Consider the following 16,185-nt stretch of genomic DNA (forward strand, 5'->3'; position numbering starts at 1 on the left):
AGTGGGGGAGAGGTTAAGGTATAGGCTTAGTGCGCGAACTCGTGCGCCATTTTCTTTTCTTCCAATTCTCTGGTTTCATGCTCCAGTTCTTCCAGGGTCTTGTCTTCCAATTCGATTTTGGTCTTTTTATCCCAGCCAAACTTAGCCAGTATCCTGTCGAAGCCATAGTAGATAATCGGAACCACAATCAGGGTCAGGAACATGGAGGAGCTCAGACCACCAATCAGGGCCCAGGCCAGGCCGTTTTTAGTAGCAGCCACGGAGCCACCAGCTAGCGCGATTGGCAACATACCAATCACCATTGCCAGCGTCGTCATCAGGATTGGACGGAAACGGATTCTTACCGCTTCTATCAGGGCCTCCTTCACGGCTACCCCTTCTTCCTTGAGCTTGTTTGTGAAGTCGACCACCATAATCGCGTTCTTCGCCACCAGACCAATCATCATGATGATACCCAGGATGGAGAAGATGCTCAGCGACTGGGCAGCCAGCGCCAAGGCCAGCAAGGCACCGATAATCGCCAGCGGAATAGAGAACAGTACCACCAGCGGGTAAATGTAGGAGTCGTACAGCGCCACCATAATCAGGTACACGAAGATGATGGAAGCAAGCAGGGCTATACCCAACGTACCGAAACCTTCGCTCTGGTTTTTCATGTCGCCACCAAACTCATAGTTCACCCCTTTTGGCGCTTCTATCTCAGCCAGCTTCGCCTGAATATCTGCACCTATCGAACCAGACGGACGGCCAATCACCTGCGAGTTCACGTTCACGGAAGTCACACGATTGTAACGCTCCAGCTGCGATGGGCCAGTAGACTGTTTGATGTCAGCGAACTGTGCCAGACGAACAATCTGGCCCCTGTTGTTTACAAAAGACAGGTTGCCGATGTCGTTCACGCTGCGGCGGTCAAACTCATCCAGACGGATGTTGATATCGTAGTCTTCGGTACCGGAACGGAAGGTAACATCGGAGTTGCCACTGAAAGCCAGCTGCATGCTTGCACCCACACTCTCCAATGACAGACCCACGTTCGCCATCTTATCACGGTCCACCACTACTTCAATCTCCGGGTTACCACCTTCTACAGATGTCTCCACGTCGGCCGTACCATCCACACTCTCGGTAATGGCCATCACTTTCTGCGAGAAAGCCATCACACTGTCCAGGTTCGAGCCGGATATAATGATTTGGATTGGCGCCTGTGCGTTGCCTACCAGACCTACCGGAACCGGTGTCACTTCCACATCCGGAATTCTGCTTTCAATGTCGGCCTTTGCCTGTCGGCTGAACTGGTTTGTGCTGAACGCACGCTCCTTCACATCCACCAGTGTCACCGAAACATCTGCCTTGTAAGCTGTGTTCTGACCAGCCTGAGCCGAAGTAGTAGTACCTACCGTGGTAAATACCTGCTCCACTTCCGGGATTGACTGCAGGTACTCTTCAACCTGGCGTGTGGCAAAGTTGGTTTGCTCTACAGTGGCATTCTTTGGCAATTCCAGCTGCAGGCTCACTTCACCGCGGTCGCCGGCAGGTATAAATTCAGAACCTATAAAGCCGAACGGCACCAATGCAAACGAAGCGAACAGCATGAGTATGGTTACGGCCAGCGTAATGAACTTATGGTTAAATGCCCAATTCAACGCAGCAGTAAAACCATCAATTATCCTATCTAAGAAACGCTCGAAGCCAAGTATGAACCGTCCGAAGATGTTCTTGTCTGAGATGTGCTCCAAACGGGAGAAGCGGCTGGCAAGCAACGGAATCAGGGTGAAGGCCACGAACAGTGACAGGAACGTAGATACGGCCACTACCACTGCGAACTGCCGCAGGATATCCGAAACCAGACCCGTGGAAAGCGCAATCGGGATGAACACTACTACGATTACCAGGGTGATGGAAGTAACAGTCGCCATGATTTCACGGATACCATCGTAAGCGGCCTGGGCCGGCTTTTTGCCCATCTCCATGTGGCGGTGAATGTTCTCAATCACCACAATGGCATCATCCACTAGGATACCAACCACAAGCGAGAGCGCCAGCAGGGACATCAGGTTGAGCGAGTAGCCAAACAGGTACATCGCAATAAAGGTAGCCACCAACGAGGCCGGAATGGAAATCATAACGATAACCGCGTTTCGAAGCGAGTGCAGGAACAGCAACATCACAATGGCAACCAGTATAACCGCAATCACAAGGTCATGTATCACCGAGTCGGCTGCTTCCAGGGTAAAGTCAGAAGAGTCATTGGCTATGTTGAACTGCAAGCCTTCGGCTGCATATGTTTTTTCCAGTTCAGCAAGCGCTTCTTTTGTCAGACGGCTTACTTCCACGGCGTTGGCATCAGACTGCTTCTGTATGGTTATACCTACCGAAGCTTTGCCATTGATACGGTTCAGTACTTCGGTGTCTTTCTGTGTATCCTGTACTTCGGCTACGTCCGCAAGACGAACGATACCATTTGCATCCTCACGAACAATCAGGTTCTTCAGCTGCTCTAAAGACTGGAACTTACCAGCCAAACGAATCTGTGTCTGGCCGCTTTCCTGCTTTATCTTTCCAGTCGGGAAGTCCAGGTTTGAGTTCCTGATTTTCTGCTGCACCTGCAGGATAGACAGGTTGTAAGCCTCCAGCTTGTTGGCGTCGATGTTTACTTTGATTTCACGCTCCTGGCCACCCAGGATTTTGATGGCAGCCATACCTTGTATGCGCGACAACTCCGGCTTGATTTTCTTGTCAATCAGGTCGTAGAACTCAGTGGCAGGCATGTTGGCCGTAGCACCCATCTTGATGATGGGCAGGTCGTCGAGGTCAAACTTATTCAGCGTAGGCGCCTCCGCATCCTCGGGCAGGTTAGCCAGAATCACGTTGATTTTACGCTGGGCTTCCTGCAAGGAAAGGTCTACATCCGTACCCTGGTTCAGGTTAATCACAATCATCGAAAAGCTCTCCATAGAGGTGCTCTTCATCTCTTTCACGTTCTCCAGCGAGGCAAGTGCGTCTTCAATCTCTTTGGTAACAGAGTTCTCCACTTCGTTTGGCGAAGCACCCGGATACAAGGTCATGATGGTGAGCACCGGAGGGTTGAACTTCGGCAGAAGCTCATAGTTAAGCGATTGGTAGCTGACAACACCCAGTAGCGTGAGCACGGTAAATACCACCACTACTATGGTTGATCGCTGAATCGATATTTTGGTTATATTCATTTTATAGTTTCTTTTTTGAAAAGAAGTCCTTCAGTTATTAAAGTACTGACACTTTGATGCCTTCACGCAGGTTTATTTGGCCGCTCTGTACCACCTTTTCGCCTGGCTTCACACCATCCAGTATCTCCACTTTGTCTTGAGTCACCACACCTACCTTTACCTGGCGCATGTTGGCAACGCCATTGTTCACCACGTACACGCTAGGGTTCTGGATGCTGCCCACAATGGCCTCACGTGGAAGCAGCATAGCATCACGCTGGTCGTCCACCTCAAAAGAGGCTGTGCCATACATTCCGGCTCTCAGGTTGTTGTTCGCTGCGTTTTTCACTTCGATTTCTACATCGAACTTCAGACTAGGGTCGGCCTGGGCGGCAATGGCGGTCACTATACCTTCGTATTCCTGACCTGCGCCGGCGGCTGCTTTCACTTTCACTTTATCGCCTTTGCTAATCAGCAGCACTTCGCTTTCAGAGGCTTTCACCTGCAGCTTCAGCTTGTCCACGTTCACGATATCATACAGCTTCGTGCCCATGTTCAGGTAAGAGCCGACCTCCACATAAATCTCGTTGATTTCGCCGCTGATAGGGGCAGTGATGCGGGTCTTGTTCAGGCGCTGACGGGCGGCTACCAGTTGAGCCTCCGTTGACTTGGCAGCCAAACGGGCCTCTTCCAGTTGTCTTTTGGTGATGGCGTCGCCAGCAGCCAGGTTCTCGAAGCGCTCCAGGTCTCTTTTCGCTTTCTCGGCATTGGTTTGTGCGGTAGCCAGGTCAGCAGACATGGTATTGCTTTCCACCTGCACCAACAGGTCGCCTGCCTTCACTTTGTCACCTTTGCGCTTCAGCACGCGCTGAATCTGGCCCTGTGTTTCAGAAAGCAGCGTCAGGCTTTGGATAGGGGCGAAATTGCCTTGTGCTGTGAATGATTTGTCAAGCTTGGCAGATGCCACTTCGGTAATGGTCACAGGTATAGCATCGCTTTTGATGGAGGCTACGGCGGCGTTGGCGGCCATCTGTTCTTTGTTGCTCATCAGCTTGAAGCCAACAGCGCCCAGAATCAACACCACAACTACGATATAAATCAGCTTTTTCATTTTGTCTTTTAGGTTCTTATTTTACTAATGTCTTTAATTCTCCTTTTGCTTTCAGGTAGCCGAGTTGGGCCAGCTGATACTTTAGTTGTTCATTGTTGAGGTTTGTGTTCGCCTCACGCAAAGTCACTTCTGCCTCCAGCAGGTCTGTGAGCGGCGAAATGCCCTCTTTGTACAGCTCGTTGGTGGTGTTGTATACCTCCTGTGCCAGGGTCACATTGCGCTCCTGCGCCTTGATGGCCTCGGTGCTGTTGTTGAGCTGGTTGATGGAGTTGGTCAGCTGCACCATGGTGTTCTTGTTGAGCTTCTTGGTATCCTCTTCCAGTTTCTTGGCCTCAATCTGCGCCTGCTGTACCTGCGCGTTCTTTTTGAAGCCATCAAAAATCGGGATGTTCAGCTGCAGCCCCACCACACCGGTGTTGAACCACGGCAGGTTGGTATCGAAGAAGTTAAGCTCCTGGCGCTGCGCCTGGTAGAGGTAGCTGCCCGTCAGGTTGAGGGAAGGGTAGTAACCCGCCCGTATGTTTTTCACCTGCAGGTCGTTGAGCTCCTGCTGGGTGCGAAGCAGCTTGTACTGCGTCTGCTGTTCGGCCACCTGCTTCACATCGATGTGCTGCGGCTCCTGCGTGTCCAGGAGTATGGCTGAGTTGGCCAGTGTGATGTTCTCTTCCAGCGGCATGCCCATGAAGAACTTGAGCACGTTCACCTGCTGCTCCAGCGCAGAGGTAAGCGTCTGTTTTTGCGTCTCTAGGTTGGACCTGTTCACCGTGATGCGGTTCACATCCACTTTCTTCACCAGGTCGTTCTTGTACTGCAGCTGCAGGAGTTTCTCCAGTTGTGTCAGTCGGTTCAGGTTCGCTTCGATGGTATTGAACTGCTCCTGTGTCTGTAAAATCTGGAAATAGGCGGCGCCAACGTTGTATATCACATCCTCTTCGGTCATTTGCTTGCGGAGGCGGAACAGGTCTTCAGTGGTCTTGGCTGCCTGCAGGCCCACAAAGTAAGATTTGCTGAAAAGCAGCTGCGAGAACTGTACGCCACCCTGCGCATTGTATTTGGTACCGAACTGCACCGGCACCGTGGTGCCTGGCTTACCGATGATTTCACCGGGCAGTATCTGGGTTGGGAGGGCCGGGTAGGCGTCTACTTTGCCGAATGCGTTTACTTGCGGCAGACCATTGCTCTTGGCCTCTTTAATCACGTACTGAGCAGACAGCTCATCATAGGAGGCTTTCTGCACATCTTCGTTATGCTCCAGCGCATAAGTCACTGCCTGTTGCAGGTTCAGCTCCTTTGCCTCCGGCTGCTGTTGGGCAAGTGCCGGCTTCATCAGGAGCAGGGCAAGACCAACAAATAAGTGCTTGGTATTCACGTTTTTAGTCCTTTTAGTTATGGTGTTTGTAGTTAGTTCTGAAATTATAGAACCGGTAAAATAAAAAATTAAGCTTTCTCCTTCAGGTGTTCCTTTTCCCACTGTTCAATGAGGTTGGGGAGTTGGGCTTTCAGGTAGTCCAGGAAGCTGATGAAGTACTGCAGTTTCTGGTCGTAGATGGGATTTTCTCTTTCCCTTACTTCCAGCACACGCTTTAGCAGGTTGTTCAGCTCACCTAAGTCTTCCATCTTCTTGTTAAAGAGCTCACGCCAATTCGACGATTTTATTCGGAAGTAGCGTTTTCTGTCGCCATGGAAGGTGGTATACTCGATGTGGCCCGTGTTGAGCAACATGTTCAGGGCATTGCTGGTGGCGCTTTTGCTTATGTTCAAGGTTTCTGAAATCTCCTCGAAGGTAAGCTCCGGCTTATCAGACACCAACAACAGGCCCATAACACGTGCTACAGCCGGCTGAAAACCATTGCTCTCCTGGTAGATACCAAATTCTTCAATCAGTTCCAGTTGCTTGTCGGTTAAAGTCATAGTAATTGTCTGTTACAGGATAATAACACCACAAAGGTAGAATCTAGTTTCGTTAGTTCATAATTTACAGAACTAAATTTTTGCAATAAATAGCTGAGAGCTTATTGGTCATGGCAGCAGGCGCCGCAAGTAGTTGATTTGGCCCAGGTGGTAGGAGAGGTGCCCGGTCAGGTGCACCAGAAAGAAGCCTACCGTCATCTCGTGGCCTAGTACCTGCTGCGGATAGGGCTGCTGCAACGCCTCGTCGGACAGCATATCCAAGGTATGGGTGACGGTGGCTTTGGTCTGCCGTACCTGCGCTAGCAACTCCTCCTTGGGTATGTTTTTCAGGCTGAACTCTGCCTCCCGGTCACGCACGTAACCGCTGGCACCCAGTATGCCGCCGATGTAGGTGTTGAGGTTGCCCACCAGGTGCAGGCAGAGGTTTCCGGCTGGGTTAGTGATTTGGCCTTCGGTTCTCCAAAGCGCTTCCTCTTTCTCAAACAGCGTCAGCTCCTGGACCAGTTTATCAAGGTCGCGTGCCAGAATCGCGGCAATGGATGCAGTCATGTTTCGCATGTTCTGTTGGCTGAGAAGATGTTACCCGTATTTACGGGGCGGAGCCGCTAAGGTGTAGCGGAAAGGTATGGGGCGTGCTTGCGGGGCTTTGAAGGTATAGGACCTTGGACCTTGCTGGCAGACTACGTAGTTTCCACCTTGATGACCTGCAGATTAGGTATAAGTTCATCAACCTCCCATTTCAAGAAACGTTTATTTAGAGTGCGGCTGCCACAGATTCTGATAGCCCATACACACAATTTAAGCACATATAGGAGATACAAGCTATGAACCAATTAAGGAGTCTGGAGGACCTGTTGAAGCACGAAATAAACGAGCTCTGCAAGGTGGAGGACCAACTGATAGAAGCCATGCCTAAAATGGCGGAGCGCGCCGGAGACCAGCTGCTCAAGATGGCGCTGGAAAAGCACCTGGAGGAAACAAAAGTACAGCGGCAGCGGCTGGACCATGTATGCCAGATGATGAACATCGAGCTGAACGACGAAATGGGAACTTCCCCTATTTTAGGCATGCTGAAGCTTGCGAATGAGCTGATGTCAGTAGATGCCACCACCGAGACCATAGACGCGGCCCTGATTGCATCATCGCAGAAGATAGAGCACTACGAGATTTCTGCGTACGGTACGGCGGCACACTTCGCTGAGCGCCTGGGACACCTGGAGGTGGCCACCCTGCTGCGGCAAACGCTAGACGAAGAGAAGATGGCGGACACCAAGCTGAATGAAATCGCCAAAAACTCGGTCAACATCAAAGCCATGCAAGCCGATACAGACACAGAGTAAGGATACCATGTTGCTATTAGAAACGGCCGGTACTACAGGTAGTACCGGCCGTTTCTTTTGCGGAAGTACCGACAGGCTACTTAATTACAGGCGTTTAACATTGCTTGCATTCAAGTGCTATACCTGTTATACAGGCTATGAGTTCTTTAATCGGATGACCATCCCTTCGTCACCGCTCAGGTATACCTGGTCTTTCACGGATGTGCCCTCGCGTTCAGGTATAGTGTTGAGTGCTATCGTACCCTCAAATGTGAAATGGTCAGGGGTGAAGTAACATGGCTTGTGGCTCAGGTTGAGTAATACCAGGAAGCGGGTGTCGCCAGAAACACGCAAGTAGCCTAGCAGGGGGCTCTTGGTCACCACCGGCTTGTACTCCCCGACATGCAGGGCAGGCTCCTGCTGCCGAAGCCTGATGAGTTTGCTGTACAGTGTCAGCATGCCAAATTCGTCCTCCTGCTGCGCCTCCACGTTCTGTCTCTTGTAAAAATCCGGTAGCCGGAGCCACGGTCTCTCCGTGCTGAAGCCGGCGTTTTCGCCTGCGTTCCATTGCATGGGAGTGCGCTGGGGGTCCCGGCTCAGGTTAAGGCCTGGCATGTTCAGCCCCTGTGGGTCCTGCACCTCATCGGGTGGAATTGGTACATCGCGCATGCCTATCTCGTCTCCATAATAGATGGTGGGCGTACCGCGCAGGGTGAGAAGGAGCATGGCCGCTACACGTGCCTGCGACTGGCCAACCCGACTGGTGATGCGGGGTTGGTCGTGGTTGCCTAGCACCCAGTTAGGCCATCCGCCCGCCGGCAGGGCGCCTTCGTACTGGTTGATTTCAGAAGCCAGCTTGCCTGCGTCCCAGTCGATGGAAAGCAGCAGGAAGTTGAAGGGCAGATGGGCTTCCTTGCTGTCGGTGCCATAGTAGGTCATGAGTTTATCTATGGGCAGGTATATCTCCCCGATCATCATGCGCTCGTCGTAGGCATCCAATACCTGGCGCATGCTGCGCACAATGTCGTGCACCTCAGGCTGGTCAGTGGAGTAGGCGGGGATGAGTCTTTCGTAAGTGGCCTGATGCTCCCTGTAATTCGGGTTAACGGGGTTGTCTCGGAATTGGCTGTCCTTTATCATGTGCCACATCACATCCACCCGGAAACCGTCTACGCCTTTATCGAGCCAGAAACGCATGACGTTCAGCATGGCCTCCTGCACCTCAGGGTTGCGCCAGTTCAGATCCGGCTGCTCCTTCAGAAACGCATGGTAATAGTACTGCTGCGTCTCCTCATCCCACTCCCAGGCGCTGCCCCCGAACATAGCGAGCCAGTTGTTGGGTGCTGAGCCATCGGGTTGGGCGTCCTTCCAGATGTACCAGTCGCGTTTCGGGCTGGTGCGTGAGGATTTGGATTCCAAAAACCAGGGGTGCTCGCTGGAGGTATGGTTAGGCACCAAATCCAAAATCAGTTTCATGCCCCGTTCATGCACCTCCCGCAGGAGTTCATCAAAATCTTCCATGCTGCCAAACAGGGGGTGGATACCACAGTAGTCGGAAATGTCATACCCGAAATCTGCCATGGGAGAGGGGAATATGGGCGATAGCCAAATAGCGGTGATGCCGAGGGATTGGAGGTAATCGAGCCGTTGGATGATGCCGGGAAGGTCTCCTATTCCGTCGTTGTCGCTGTCTTGGAAGGAGCGGGGGTATATCTGGTAAATGATGCCTTCCTGCCACCAAAGGTGCTTGTGCTGCGTTTCTTTCATAGTCATGTTGTCTGTCTCATGCCGGGGTATAGTATAGCCCGTAAACAAAATCAAAGAAGTCCTTTGTACGGGGTATGGCGCTTACGGATACCTGTTCAGGTATGGCGGTAGGGGAAGAAGGGTTGAAACTGAAGCGGTGGCAGTCGGGATGAGAGGGGCGTATACCTTACGGAGCCACCCGGAGGTGGGGGCCAGCGATTTCTTCCCAGGAGTAGTAATGGAAGTTTTTGTCGCCTCACATAGCTAATGATTGCTGACATCGCAGCACTAAATAGCCCTTATTAACGGCATGCAGGTACTGTGCTTTAATATAAGAACTTCTAATTATGTGAACGTGTATTGATTTAGCCATCAACAACATTCATTTACTGAGAAAGTATAAGTACTAAGGTGAAGCAACTAGGTATGGAGCAGCTAACGGACGACGTTTTTTCAGGTTTAGGCATTATGGTGCTCATCATTTGCCTGGTGGTGCTGGTGTTCTATGTATGGAGCGTTGTGTGGGCTTACATGGATGCCCGGCGCAGGGGCAAACCAGGATGGCTGGTGGCGCTGGTCGTGCTGTTGATGGTATGGCCAGTCGGTTTGTTACTTTGGCTGCTCCTACGGCCGCAGTCCCAACGCCACCAGGTATAGCTCCCGGCTATAGAATTTAATACTTCCAACTAATCATTTCTTCGTAGCCGTCGTGGCGTTTCACGTAGGCCTCCACCACCGGACAGGAAGGTACCACTTTGCAGTTCTTCTCGCGTGCATGTTCCAGACCCGCCTTTACCAGCTTGTCCGCAAGACCTTTCCCGCGATGGGGCTCCGGTACGAACGTGTGGTCAAAGTCCATTTCGCCTTCTTCTGTATAAGTATAGGTCAGCTCAGCCTCTCCGTCTCCTGTGTCAGCATAGAACCGCAAATCTGTTTCGTCGTGTATGATATCCATGTTTCAAAATTAGTAAGTGAGACTAGGTATACGTTCTGCTGAAGGCGGTGTTTGTTCAGGTTACCTCAGATGCATTCTTATACCTGAACTAACTGCCTTTTTAAAACAGATTGGCTTGCCAGATACAGGTATACTTGGAGTTAGCTATTGACTGAGTAGTTTGAATATGTGCAGTTTATCTCCTTGCTGCACGGTCAGCAGGTAAATGCCGGCTGGATATTTTTGTGGCAAGTTCAGGCGCAGGGTGTTGTTGCCTATCTGTAGTAACTGTGAAGCCTCAATTAGTATGGTGCGGCCTGATATGTCCTTGAGGCTGAGCATCAACTTCTCCTCCTCTTCTGCCATGACATCCAATATAATTACATTGCTGAACGGATTTGGGTATGCCAGTATACCTACTCCTGCTTCTCTCTCGAAATGCAACTCCTTAACCTCGGAGTAAGTGGCCGTGCCATCCAAATTTACCTGGCGGAGGCGGTAATAGCAGGTGCCGGATTTGTCAGACTCTGCATCCACGTAGGTATAGCTTTGTGGCTGGTCTGTGTTTGGGGTGTTGCTGGGCACAAATCCAAGTGGCTTATAGGTGGTTCCATCAACTGATACCTCCACACCAAAGCCCCGGCTCCTGCGCTCTGCAGATGTCTCCCATTGCAGCAGAGCAGATTGGCCTTGATTTGTTGCAGTGAAAGATGTAATCAAAACAAATGGAGTGGCCTGTTTTATAAATTGATAAGCTCCGACAGAGAAGCCATTTGGGTTTTCGAGTATGTTCCCGAAAAAGTCAGATTTACCCACATCTATTCCGTATCTTTTCTTCAGGTCCAAGCCGTTCAAAACAAGGGGAGAAGTTTCCTTCAGTTCGTAGCCGCTAAGCTTATAGAGTTCTGTAGGACTGCCTATGGTTATGCCTGTTCCAGGTCCTCGTAATTGTGGGTCTATTGCAGTTCCCAGAAGTTCGTCTACTGACGCTTCCTGGCCTGTAGCTGTCCGCCAGTCTTGCAGCGAGGTATAGGTGACACCGTGCCATAGGATTTTAAAGTCGCCATCAGCCGACCAGTAGTTGTTCCCTTCGAAGCGCACGTTTTGAGAACGCTTTCCATCCACCAGGGGCACGTTACCTGATGTGAGCAGGATGTTGTTCCGGAAGTTCACTTCATAAGTGGAGTTGACATCTACCCACACTCCGGCAGGGGAGCCTTTAGCGGAGGGTGAGGTGTAAATGGTGTTGTTATAGATGTCTGTACCGGTCATCGCCCCACTGCTGCCATGCGACCACACCAGGATGCTGCCAAAGCTGTTCTTCCTGGCATCGTTCTCGCTGATGTTGTACCGAACTACCACATCCCGCATCGGAGGGGCGTTCCTGTACTGCGATATAACGTAACCAGCTCCATCATTGTCATGGGAGTAGTTATACTGTATAATGCAAGAGGTGCAGCCACCGTCAATATCAAACCCGCCGCCGTCGGTGCGGTTCTTTGTTCTGTTGCCGTAGGATTCATTATATTGTATGAGCAGGTTTCTGCAGTGGTATCCCCAGATGCCAATCGGACCTGCCCTACCGTAACTGTTCAACCAGCCATTGTTGTAGGCTTCGCAATACTCTATCACAGCGCCATCTGCTCCTCCCACCATAATCCCGCTGCCGCTATGGTTCCAATCTTTGTCAGGTATACCAGGGTTGTCATAGGCTTTTGAATATGCGACATAGACATTCTTGTGGCAGATGATACCCTGGGCATAAATAGCGATGCCTGCATCCCCGTTGTCGTGTGAGGAGGAGTTGGTAATGGATACATCTTTGAACCCTCCAGTGGTCTGGTCCCAACTTATGATAGCGATTCCTGCTTCACGGTAACCGTATACCTCCACCTGATCAATGCGGATGAAGCTGAGCAATGTGTCAGCAATATCCATGTAGAACTCTACTCCGAAAGACACGTTGATGTTCCTTCCGGCACCAGCGAAAATCAGGTTCTCAATCCGGATTCCCGCAGTATTGTAAGCTTTGAATCCTGCAACCTTACCACTACTGATGGTCGCGCGCCCTAATCCGTATGAACTGAAGACGATAGGTTCTTGAGCTGTTCCGCCTCGATTAGGCTTTACAAGAATACCACCCTCAAATAAGCTTCCTCCCTCCAGTAAAATGGTATCGCCTGGCTGAAAGTAGGTGGTGTTTAATTTATCGATAGTGGCCCAGGCTAGGGCTGGAGAGGTTCCGGTGTTGCCGTCTTTCCCGGAATGGCTGACATAGTAGGTTTCTGCCCAGGAAACGAAGGGAGAAAGAAGAAAAGCTAACCAATATACTGTACTGAATAGATGCTGCACATCAAACCTGCCCCCTGTCCCCATGATGCTTCCATAAATTTACCCACTCCCACAAATCCGCATGTCAGACAAAAAGGCTTAAACCTTCTTCCAATATCGCTTTCTCCTACAGCTACACTCTACGATACAACTCAGCACGTTACTAGATGCTGTGCACGTATCATATGATAAAAAGGAAATATAACTTTATCGAACAGGTCTATTAGGAAAAGCCTTCACAATAAGTGTTCAGCAACTCAGTATAGGACTGTCCATAAGATATAGTACGCGTGTATTTTCAGGTAGGTAGGAATCACAGTGCAATTTTACGTGGCAGATGTGGCTGTTACTAGTCAACGATGCTGAATAGCTAGTAATTGCTGAAAGGCTATCGGATGATGAACAAGCTTCAGAGTAGAGGATGTTACGTTTCGTAATGACGGACGATTACAACCAGATGAAGTACAAACTGCAGGTATACGCATCAGCAAAAGCGGCTTGTAGTGGGTTGAATACGAATGCAAACTTCTCTTGACCTATAGTAGATGTTGGCTATACCTGCTAAGCCTCTTTCTTTAGTTCGCCTAGGAGGTCCTGTAAGTCAAGCGGGCGTGTGTACATGTCAATGGAACCATCTGCTTTCTTAGGCCATACATCCCTTGGCTTGTCCCAATATAATTCCACACCGTTTTGGTCGGGGTCCGATAGGTATAAGGCTTCGGAAACGCCATGGTCTGAGGCGCCGGAAAGCCGGTACTCTGCTTCCAATAGACGCTTTAGGATGGCCGCTAAATCACAGCGGGTAGGGTACAGGATGGCGGTATGGAACAGGCCTGTGCTTCGGGCGGGAGGAGGAGTGCCATCTTTGCTATACCAGGTATTCAACCCGATGTGGTGGTGGTATCCGCCGGCTGAGATAAAGGCAGCATCTTCGCCATAGGTCGTAATCAACTCAAAGCCCAGCAGGTCACAGTAGAACTTCATGGCGCGGTCGAGGTCGGCCACCTTGAGGTGCACATGGCCAATGCGAGTCTGCGCAGGTATGGTATAGTCTTTTCCCATTTCTATAAAAGGCTAGTGTGTGAGTCCTGCTGGTGCGAATGTACCAATGGGATTATTCTGTCTCTACGCGCATTACCGTTTTTAGGTCGCACGTGGCCCTACATCAAGCGCTCTTCGATAGTTCCAGCAATACGTCGTAATAGGGGCGGCGCAGCATTTTGGCTTTGAGCCAGGCGTAAAAGCTCATGGCCTGTATGTCTGTGTTCTCAAATGATTCGAATTCCAGGCTTTGCTCTACCTGCTGAAAAAAGGCGCTACTCTCCACGGCGTTCGGCTGGTCCGCCATGTTCTTGAGGAGCAGCAGGTACTGCCTCACGTTGCGGTAGGCCGGCTCCTGAAGCAAATCGTGGAAGGTCCTCTCAAACGACCTTATTTTGTTCAGCACCAGGTCTTCGTTTCCCAACTCGAACTGCAGAATCAGTTCCCCCATATTCTTCTTCAACACCCATTCCCGGCCCATCTTGCCGGCACACCACTTGTCGGACCGTTTGATGCCCAGCAACACACGGTTCGCTCTGGAAAATTCCCCTTGTGCGAAATAATTGAAGCTGAGTCCTAGCTGAGCGGTGAGTTGGTCTTTGGTGCTTAGCGCGAGCGAATTGCTGGAAAGAAGTTTCTCCATCAGCGCGATGCCCTCCGAGTTGCGACGCAGGAACACCAGGTTGGCCACCGTCAGGAAGGTATAGCGGGGAAAGAAGTGGGCGTAATGGCTTTTGCCTTCACCTCCTATACCTTGGTGGAGCAGGTTCAGGTAGCGCATCGACTCTGTGAATTTCTTATTGCGGTAAAGCACGTGCGCAATCATATAGAGCAGGCTGAGGCGGTAGTACTGGTGGGCCCTGATGAAGCCCTGCCGCTGCTCAATCTCCTGGAACTGCGAGATGATGTAAGGCTCAAAAGTCAGGAAATCCTTGCGGGCGAGCACGGCGCTACGCGCAATCGACATCAGTTTGTAGAGGAGGGAAGGGCGCTTGCTCACCGCCTCTGTGAGGTGGTAGGTATGGAGCACCTCCTGTATGATTTTATCGAAGTTCAGGTCCATTCCTTGGCGGCGCACAGCCTGCAACCGCTGGTTGATGAGGCTGCTGGCGATGTTTGCCCGCTCGTCTTCGTCGGCAGCCAGCTTGTTCTGGTTGCGCTTGCTGATGATGGCGTCCAGTTTGTCAGCATACTCGCTGTCGGCTTTCTCTATCTGGAGGTTGTAAACTGCATTGAGGAGGTCATATTGTTCATTGGCTGCCGCCAGTTTCTCGGCTTTTCGCAGGTATGCCCAGGCCAGACGGCCCACACCCGCATCAAATAGATAGCTAGCCAGTGAAAGAGTGCCCATGATGGAAGAAGCCGCCGTAATGTCTTCTTCCATCCGCTTGAGCATGATGAAATCGGTGAGGTGGCGCGTCAGCCTTTTGCGCAAGGCATAGTAAGCCACCGGATTGGCAGACTCCGGGTATAGCCGGTTGATAAGTTCCTCTGGTTTATGGCGCTTTTTCTGCTGCAGTAACTGAAATAGCTCCAGGTCCTTGCGGCACTTCTTTTTCTTCTGTCGCTGTATGAAAACAGCCAACTCCCGCTTGTCCTCCTCTGAAAGCGTGTCAATTGTGATTCTTAAATCATCCATAGGTCAGGTGCAGCATCGAGTTAAAGGATTTATTGGAGAAAAACAAAAATTTTAAAGTCTGATGGGTTGAATATAAACCATTATTAGCCAATTATATAGGAGGATACTTTGTAAATTTTAAAAGTCCTTAAAAACGCAATGTCGGCTTTCCTTCTGGCATAGGCGCCTATACCTTTACTGCATCACTCACATGCTTTACAAACACATCTAAACCAAAAATTACATGAAAAAGCTTCTATTTACTTTATTGGCCTGTACCACCTGCCTCATCGGCCAGGCGCAGGACCTGCTCATCAAGCGCAACGGCGACGAACTGCAGGTGAAGGTACTCGAAATCAACCTGGAGGAAATCCGCTACAAGCGCTTTGATAACCTGAAGGGGCCCATCATTGCTATTGCGAAAGGGGAGGTGTTCCTCATCAAGTATGAAAACGGCACAAAGGTCACTTTCACCGATGTCGCGCAGCCAGCTAAACAGCAGATACCCGGCATACCTGGACGCACAGGTTATCCTCAGGCAAACCTGAAGCTGGGCGGACCACGTCTCGGCTTTACGGTGCTGAGCCAGAAGTACAGAGACCACTTGGTGGAGGAGTACGATAGGGAGGTAAGCGCCTTTATGACTCAGTTCGGTTGGCAGTTCGAAACTCGCGTGTTCACCCTCGACAACGGCACCTCCGGCCTTTTTGAGTTTGTGCCTTTGGTGGGAGGTCTGGAGCAGGGCAAGTTCCTGCCGAGTCTCAGTGCCTTGGTGGGCATCCGAAGTGCGAAGGGCCTTGAGTTTGGTGTCGGGCCGAACGTGACCTTGGGTGGGGCGGGCCTTGTATTGGCGGTTGGCACCAACTTCCAGAGTCAGGGTGTGAACTTCCCGGTGAATCTGGCCGTGGCTCCCTCCAAAGACGGAATGCGCTTGAGCCTGCTGTTTGGCTTCAACTCACGCAAATACTAACATCTGTTCCAGCAACTAA

The 16,185-nt window shown here is 50.9% G+C and carries 13 protein-coding genes; 3 read left to right on the top strand and 10 right to left on the bottom strand.

The annotated features are described in order from the left end of the window. Window positions 1-26: 26 nt before the first annotated feature. From B051_RS0107480 to B051_RS0107500, 5 genes are all read right to left on the bottom strand, one after another. Window positions 27-3,206, bottom strand: a complete 3,180-nt coding sequence (locus B051_RS0107480) for an efflux RND transporter permease subunit (protein ID WP_026236253.1) — start codon at window positions 3,204-3,206, stop codon at window positions 27-29. A gap of 37 nt (window positions 3,207-3,243) precedes the next feature. After that, window positions 3,244-4,296: an efflux RND transporter periplasmic adaptor subunit gene (locus tag B051_RS0107485; RefSeq protein WP_018477572.1), complete on the bottom strand. Its 1,053-nt coding sequence runs from the start codon at window positions 4,294-4,296 to the stop codon at window positions 3,244-3,246. A gap of 16 nt (window positions 4,297-4,312) precedes the next feature. Continuing rightward, a complete protein-coding gene (locus B051_RS0107490; RefSeq protein ID WP_033316758.1) occupies window positions 4,313-5,665 on the bottom strand; it encodes a TolC family protein in 1,353 nt (450 codons plus the stop codon). Between the two features lie 68 nt (window positions 5,666-5,733). Further along, on the bottom strand, window positions 5,734-6,207 hold the full coding sequence (locus tag B051_RS0107495) for a GbsR/MarR family transcriptional regulator (RefSeq protein WP_018477574.1): 474 nt from the start codon (window positions 6,205-6,207) through the stop codon (window positions 5,734-5,736). 108 nt (window positions 6,208-6,315) lie between these two features. Beyond that, window positions 6,316-6,765, bottom strand: a complete 450-nt coding sequence (locus tag B051_RS0107500) for a DinB family protein (RefSeq protein ID WP_157578687.1) — start codon at window positions 6,763-6,765, stop codon at window positions 6,316-6,318. 266 nt (window positions 6,766-7,031) lie between these two features. On the opposite strand from B051_RS0107500, the gene B051_RS0107505 reads away from it, so the two are divergent. After that, the gene (locus B051_RS0107505) at window positions 7,032-7,547 is read left to right on the top strand and encodes a YciE/YciF ferroxidase family protein (protein WP_018477576.1); all 516 of its coding nucleotides are present in this window, start codon (window positions 7,032-7,034) and stop codon (window positions 7,545-7,547) included. A gap of 135 nt (window positions 7,548-7,682) precedes the next feature. Here the strand turns inward: B051_RS0107505 and B051_RS0107510 are convergent, their stop codons facing one another. Further along, window positions 7,683-9,293 (bottom strand): alpha-amylase family glycosyl hydrolase, encoded by a 1,611-nt coding sequence (locus tag B051_RS0107510; protein ID WP_018477577.1) that lies wholly within the window; start codon window positions 9,291-9,293, stop codon window positions 7,683-7,685. Between the two features lie 405 nt (window positions 9,294-9,698). On the opposite strand from B051_RS0107510, the gene B051_RS0107515 reads away from it, so the two are divergent. Next, window positions 9,699-9,929, top strand: a complete 231-nt coding sequence (locus B051_RS0107515; protein ID WP_018477578.1) for a hypothetical protein — start codon at window positions 9,699-9,701, stop codon at window positions 9,927-9,929. Window positions 9,930-9,945: 16 nt separating this feature from the next. Here B051_RS0107515 and B051_RS0107520 read toward each other — a convergent pair whose 3' ends face one another. The 4 genes from B051_RS0107520 to B051_RS0107535 form a co-directional block, all read right to left on the bottom strand. Further along, window positions 9,946-10,227, bottom strand: a complete 282-nt coding sequence (locus tag B051_RS0107520) for a GNAT family N-acetyltransferase (RefSeq protein WP_018477579.1) — start codon at window positions 10,225-10,227, stop codon at window positions 9,946-9,948. 144 nt (window positions 10,228-10,371) lie between these two features. Further along, window positions 10,372-12,168 (bottom strand): right-handed parallel beta-helix repeat-containing protein, encoded by a 1,797-nt coding sequence (locus B051_RS21950; RefSeq protein WP_169336204.1) that lies wholly within the window; start codon window positions 12,166-12,168, stop codon window positions 10,372-10,374. A gap of 930 nt (window positions 12,169-13,098) precedes the next feature. Further along, window positions 13,099-13,599, bottom strand: coding sequence for a VOC family protein (locus B051_RS0107530; RefSeq protein ID WP_018477581.1), 501 nt, complete (start codon window positions 13,597-13,599; stop codon window positions 13,099-13,101). A 103-nt stretch (window positions 13,600-13,702) separates the two neighbouring features. Then, the gene (locus B051_RS0107535; RefSeq protein ID WP_018477582.1) at window positions 13,703-15,217 is read right to left on the bottom strand and encodes a hypothetical protein; all 1,515 of its coding nucleotides are present in this window, start codon (window positions 15,215-15,217) and stop codon (window positions 13,703-13,705) included. A 223-nt stretch (window positions 15,218-15,440) separates the two neighbouring features. On the opposite strand from B051_RS0107535, the gene B051_RS0107540 reads away from it, so the two are divergent. Continuing rightward, window positions 15,441-16,166, top strand: coding sequence for a hypothetical protein (locus tag B051_RS0107540; RefSeq protein ID WP_018477583.1), 726 nt, complete (start codon window positions 15,441-15,443; stop codon window positions 16,164-16,166). Window positions 16,167-16,185 lie beyond the last annotated feature (19 nt).

Source organism: Pontibacter roseus DSM 17521 (genome assembly GCF_000373265.1).
GTDB lineage: Bacteria > Bacteroidota > Bacteroidia > Cytophagales > Hymenobacteraceae > Pontibacter > Pontibacter roseus.

Coding starts and splice junctions, on each gene's coding strand:
- B051_RS0107480 (WP_026236253.1), bottom strand. CDS start 3,206: ATGAATATAACCAAAATATCGATTCAGCGATCAACCATAGTAGTGGTG.
- B051_RS0107485 (WP_018477572.1), bottom strand. CDS start 4,296: ATGAAAAAGCTGATTTATATCGTAGTTGTGGTGTTGATTCTGGGCGCT.
- B051_RS0107495 (WP_018477574.1), bottom strand. CDS start 6,207: ATGACTTTAACCGACAAGCAACTGGAACTGATTGAAGAATTTGGTATC.
- B051_RS0107500 (WP_157578687.1), bottom strand. CDS start 6,765: ATGCGAAACATGACTGCATCCATTGCCGCGATTCTGGCACGCGACCTT.
- B051_RS0107505 (WP_018477576.1), top strand. CDS start 7,032: ATGAACCAATTAAGGAGTCTGGAGGACCTGTTGAAGCACGAAATAAAC.
- B051_RS0107510 (WP_018477577.1), bottom strand. CDS start 9,293: ATGAAAGAAACGCAGCACAAGCACCTTTGGTGGCAGGAAGGCATCATT.
- B051_RS0107515 (WP_018477578.1), top strand. CDS start 9,699: ATGGAGCAGCTAACGGACGACGTTTTTTCAGGTTTAGGCATTATGGTG.
- B051_RS0107520 (WP_018477579.1), bottom strand. CDS start 10,227: ATGGATATCATACACGACGAAACAGATTTGCGGTTCTATGCTGACACA.
- B051_RS0107530 (WP_018477581.1), bottom strand. CDS start 13,599: ATGGGAAAAGACTATACCATACCTGCGCAGACTCGCATTGGCCATGTG.
- B051_RS0107535 (WP_018477582.1), bottom strand. CDS start 15,217: ATGGATGATTTAAGAATCACAATTGACACGCTTTCAGAGGAGGACAAG.
- B051_RS0107540 (WP_018477583.1), top strand. CDS start 15,441: ATGAAAAAGCTTCTATTTACTTTATTGGCCTGTACCACCTGCCTCATC.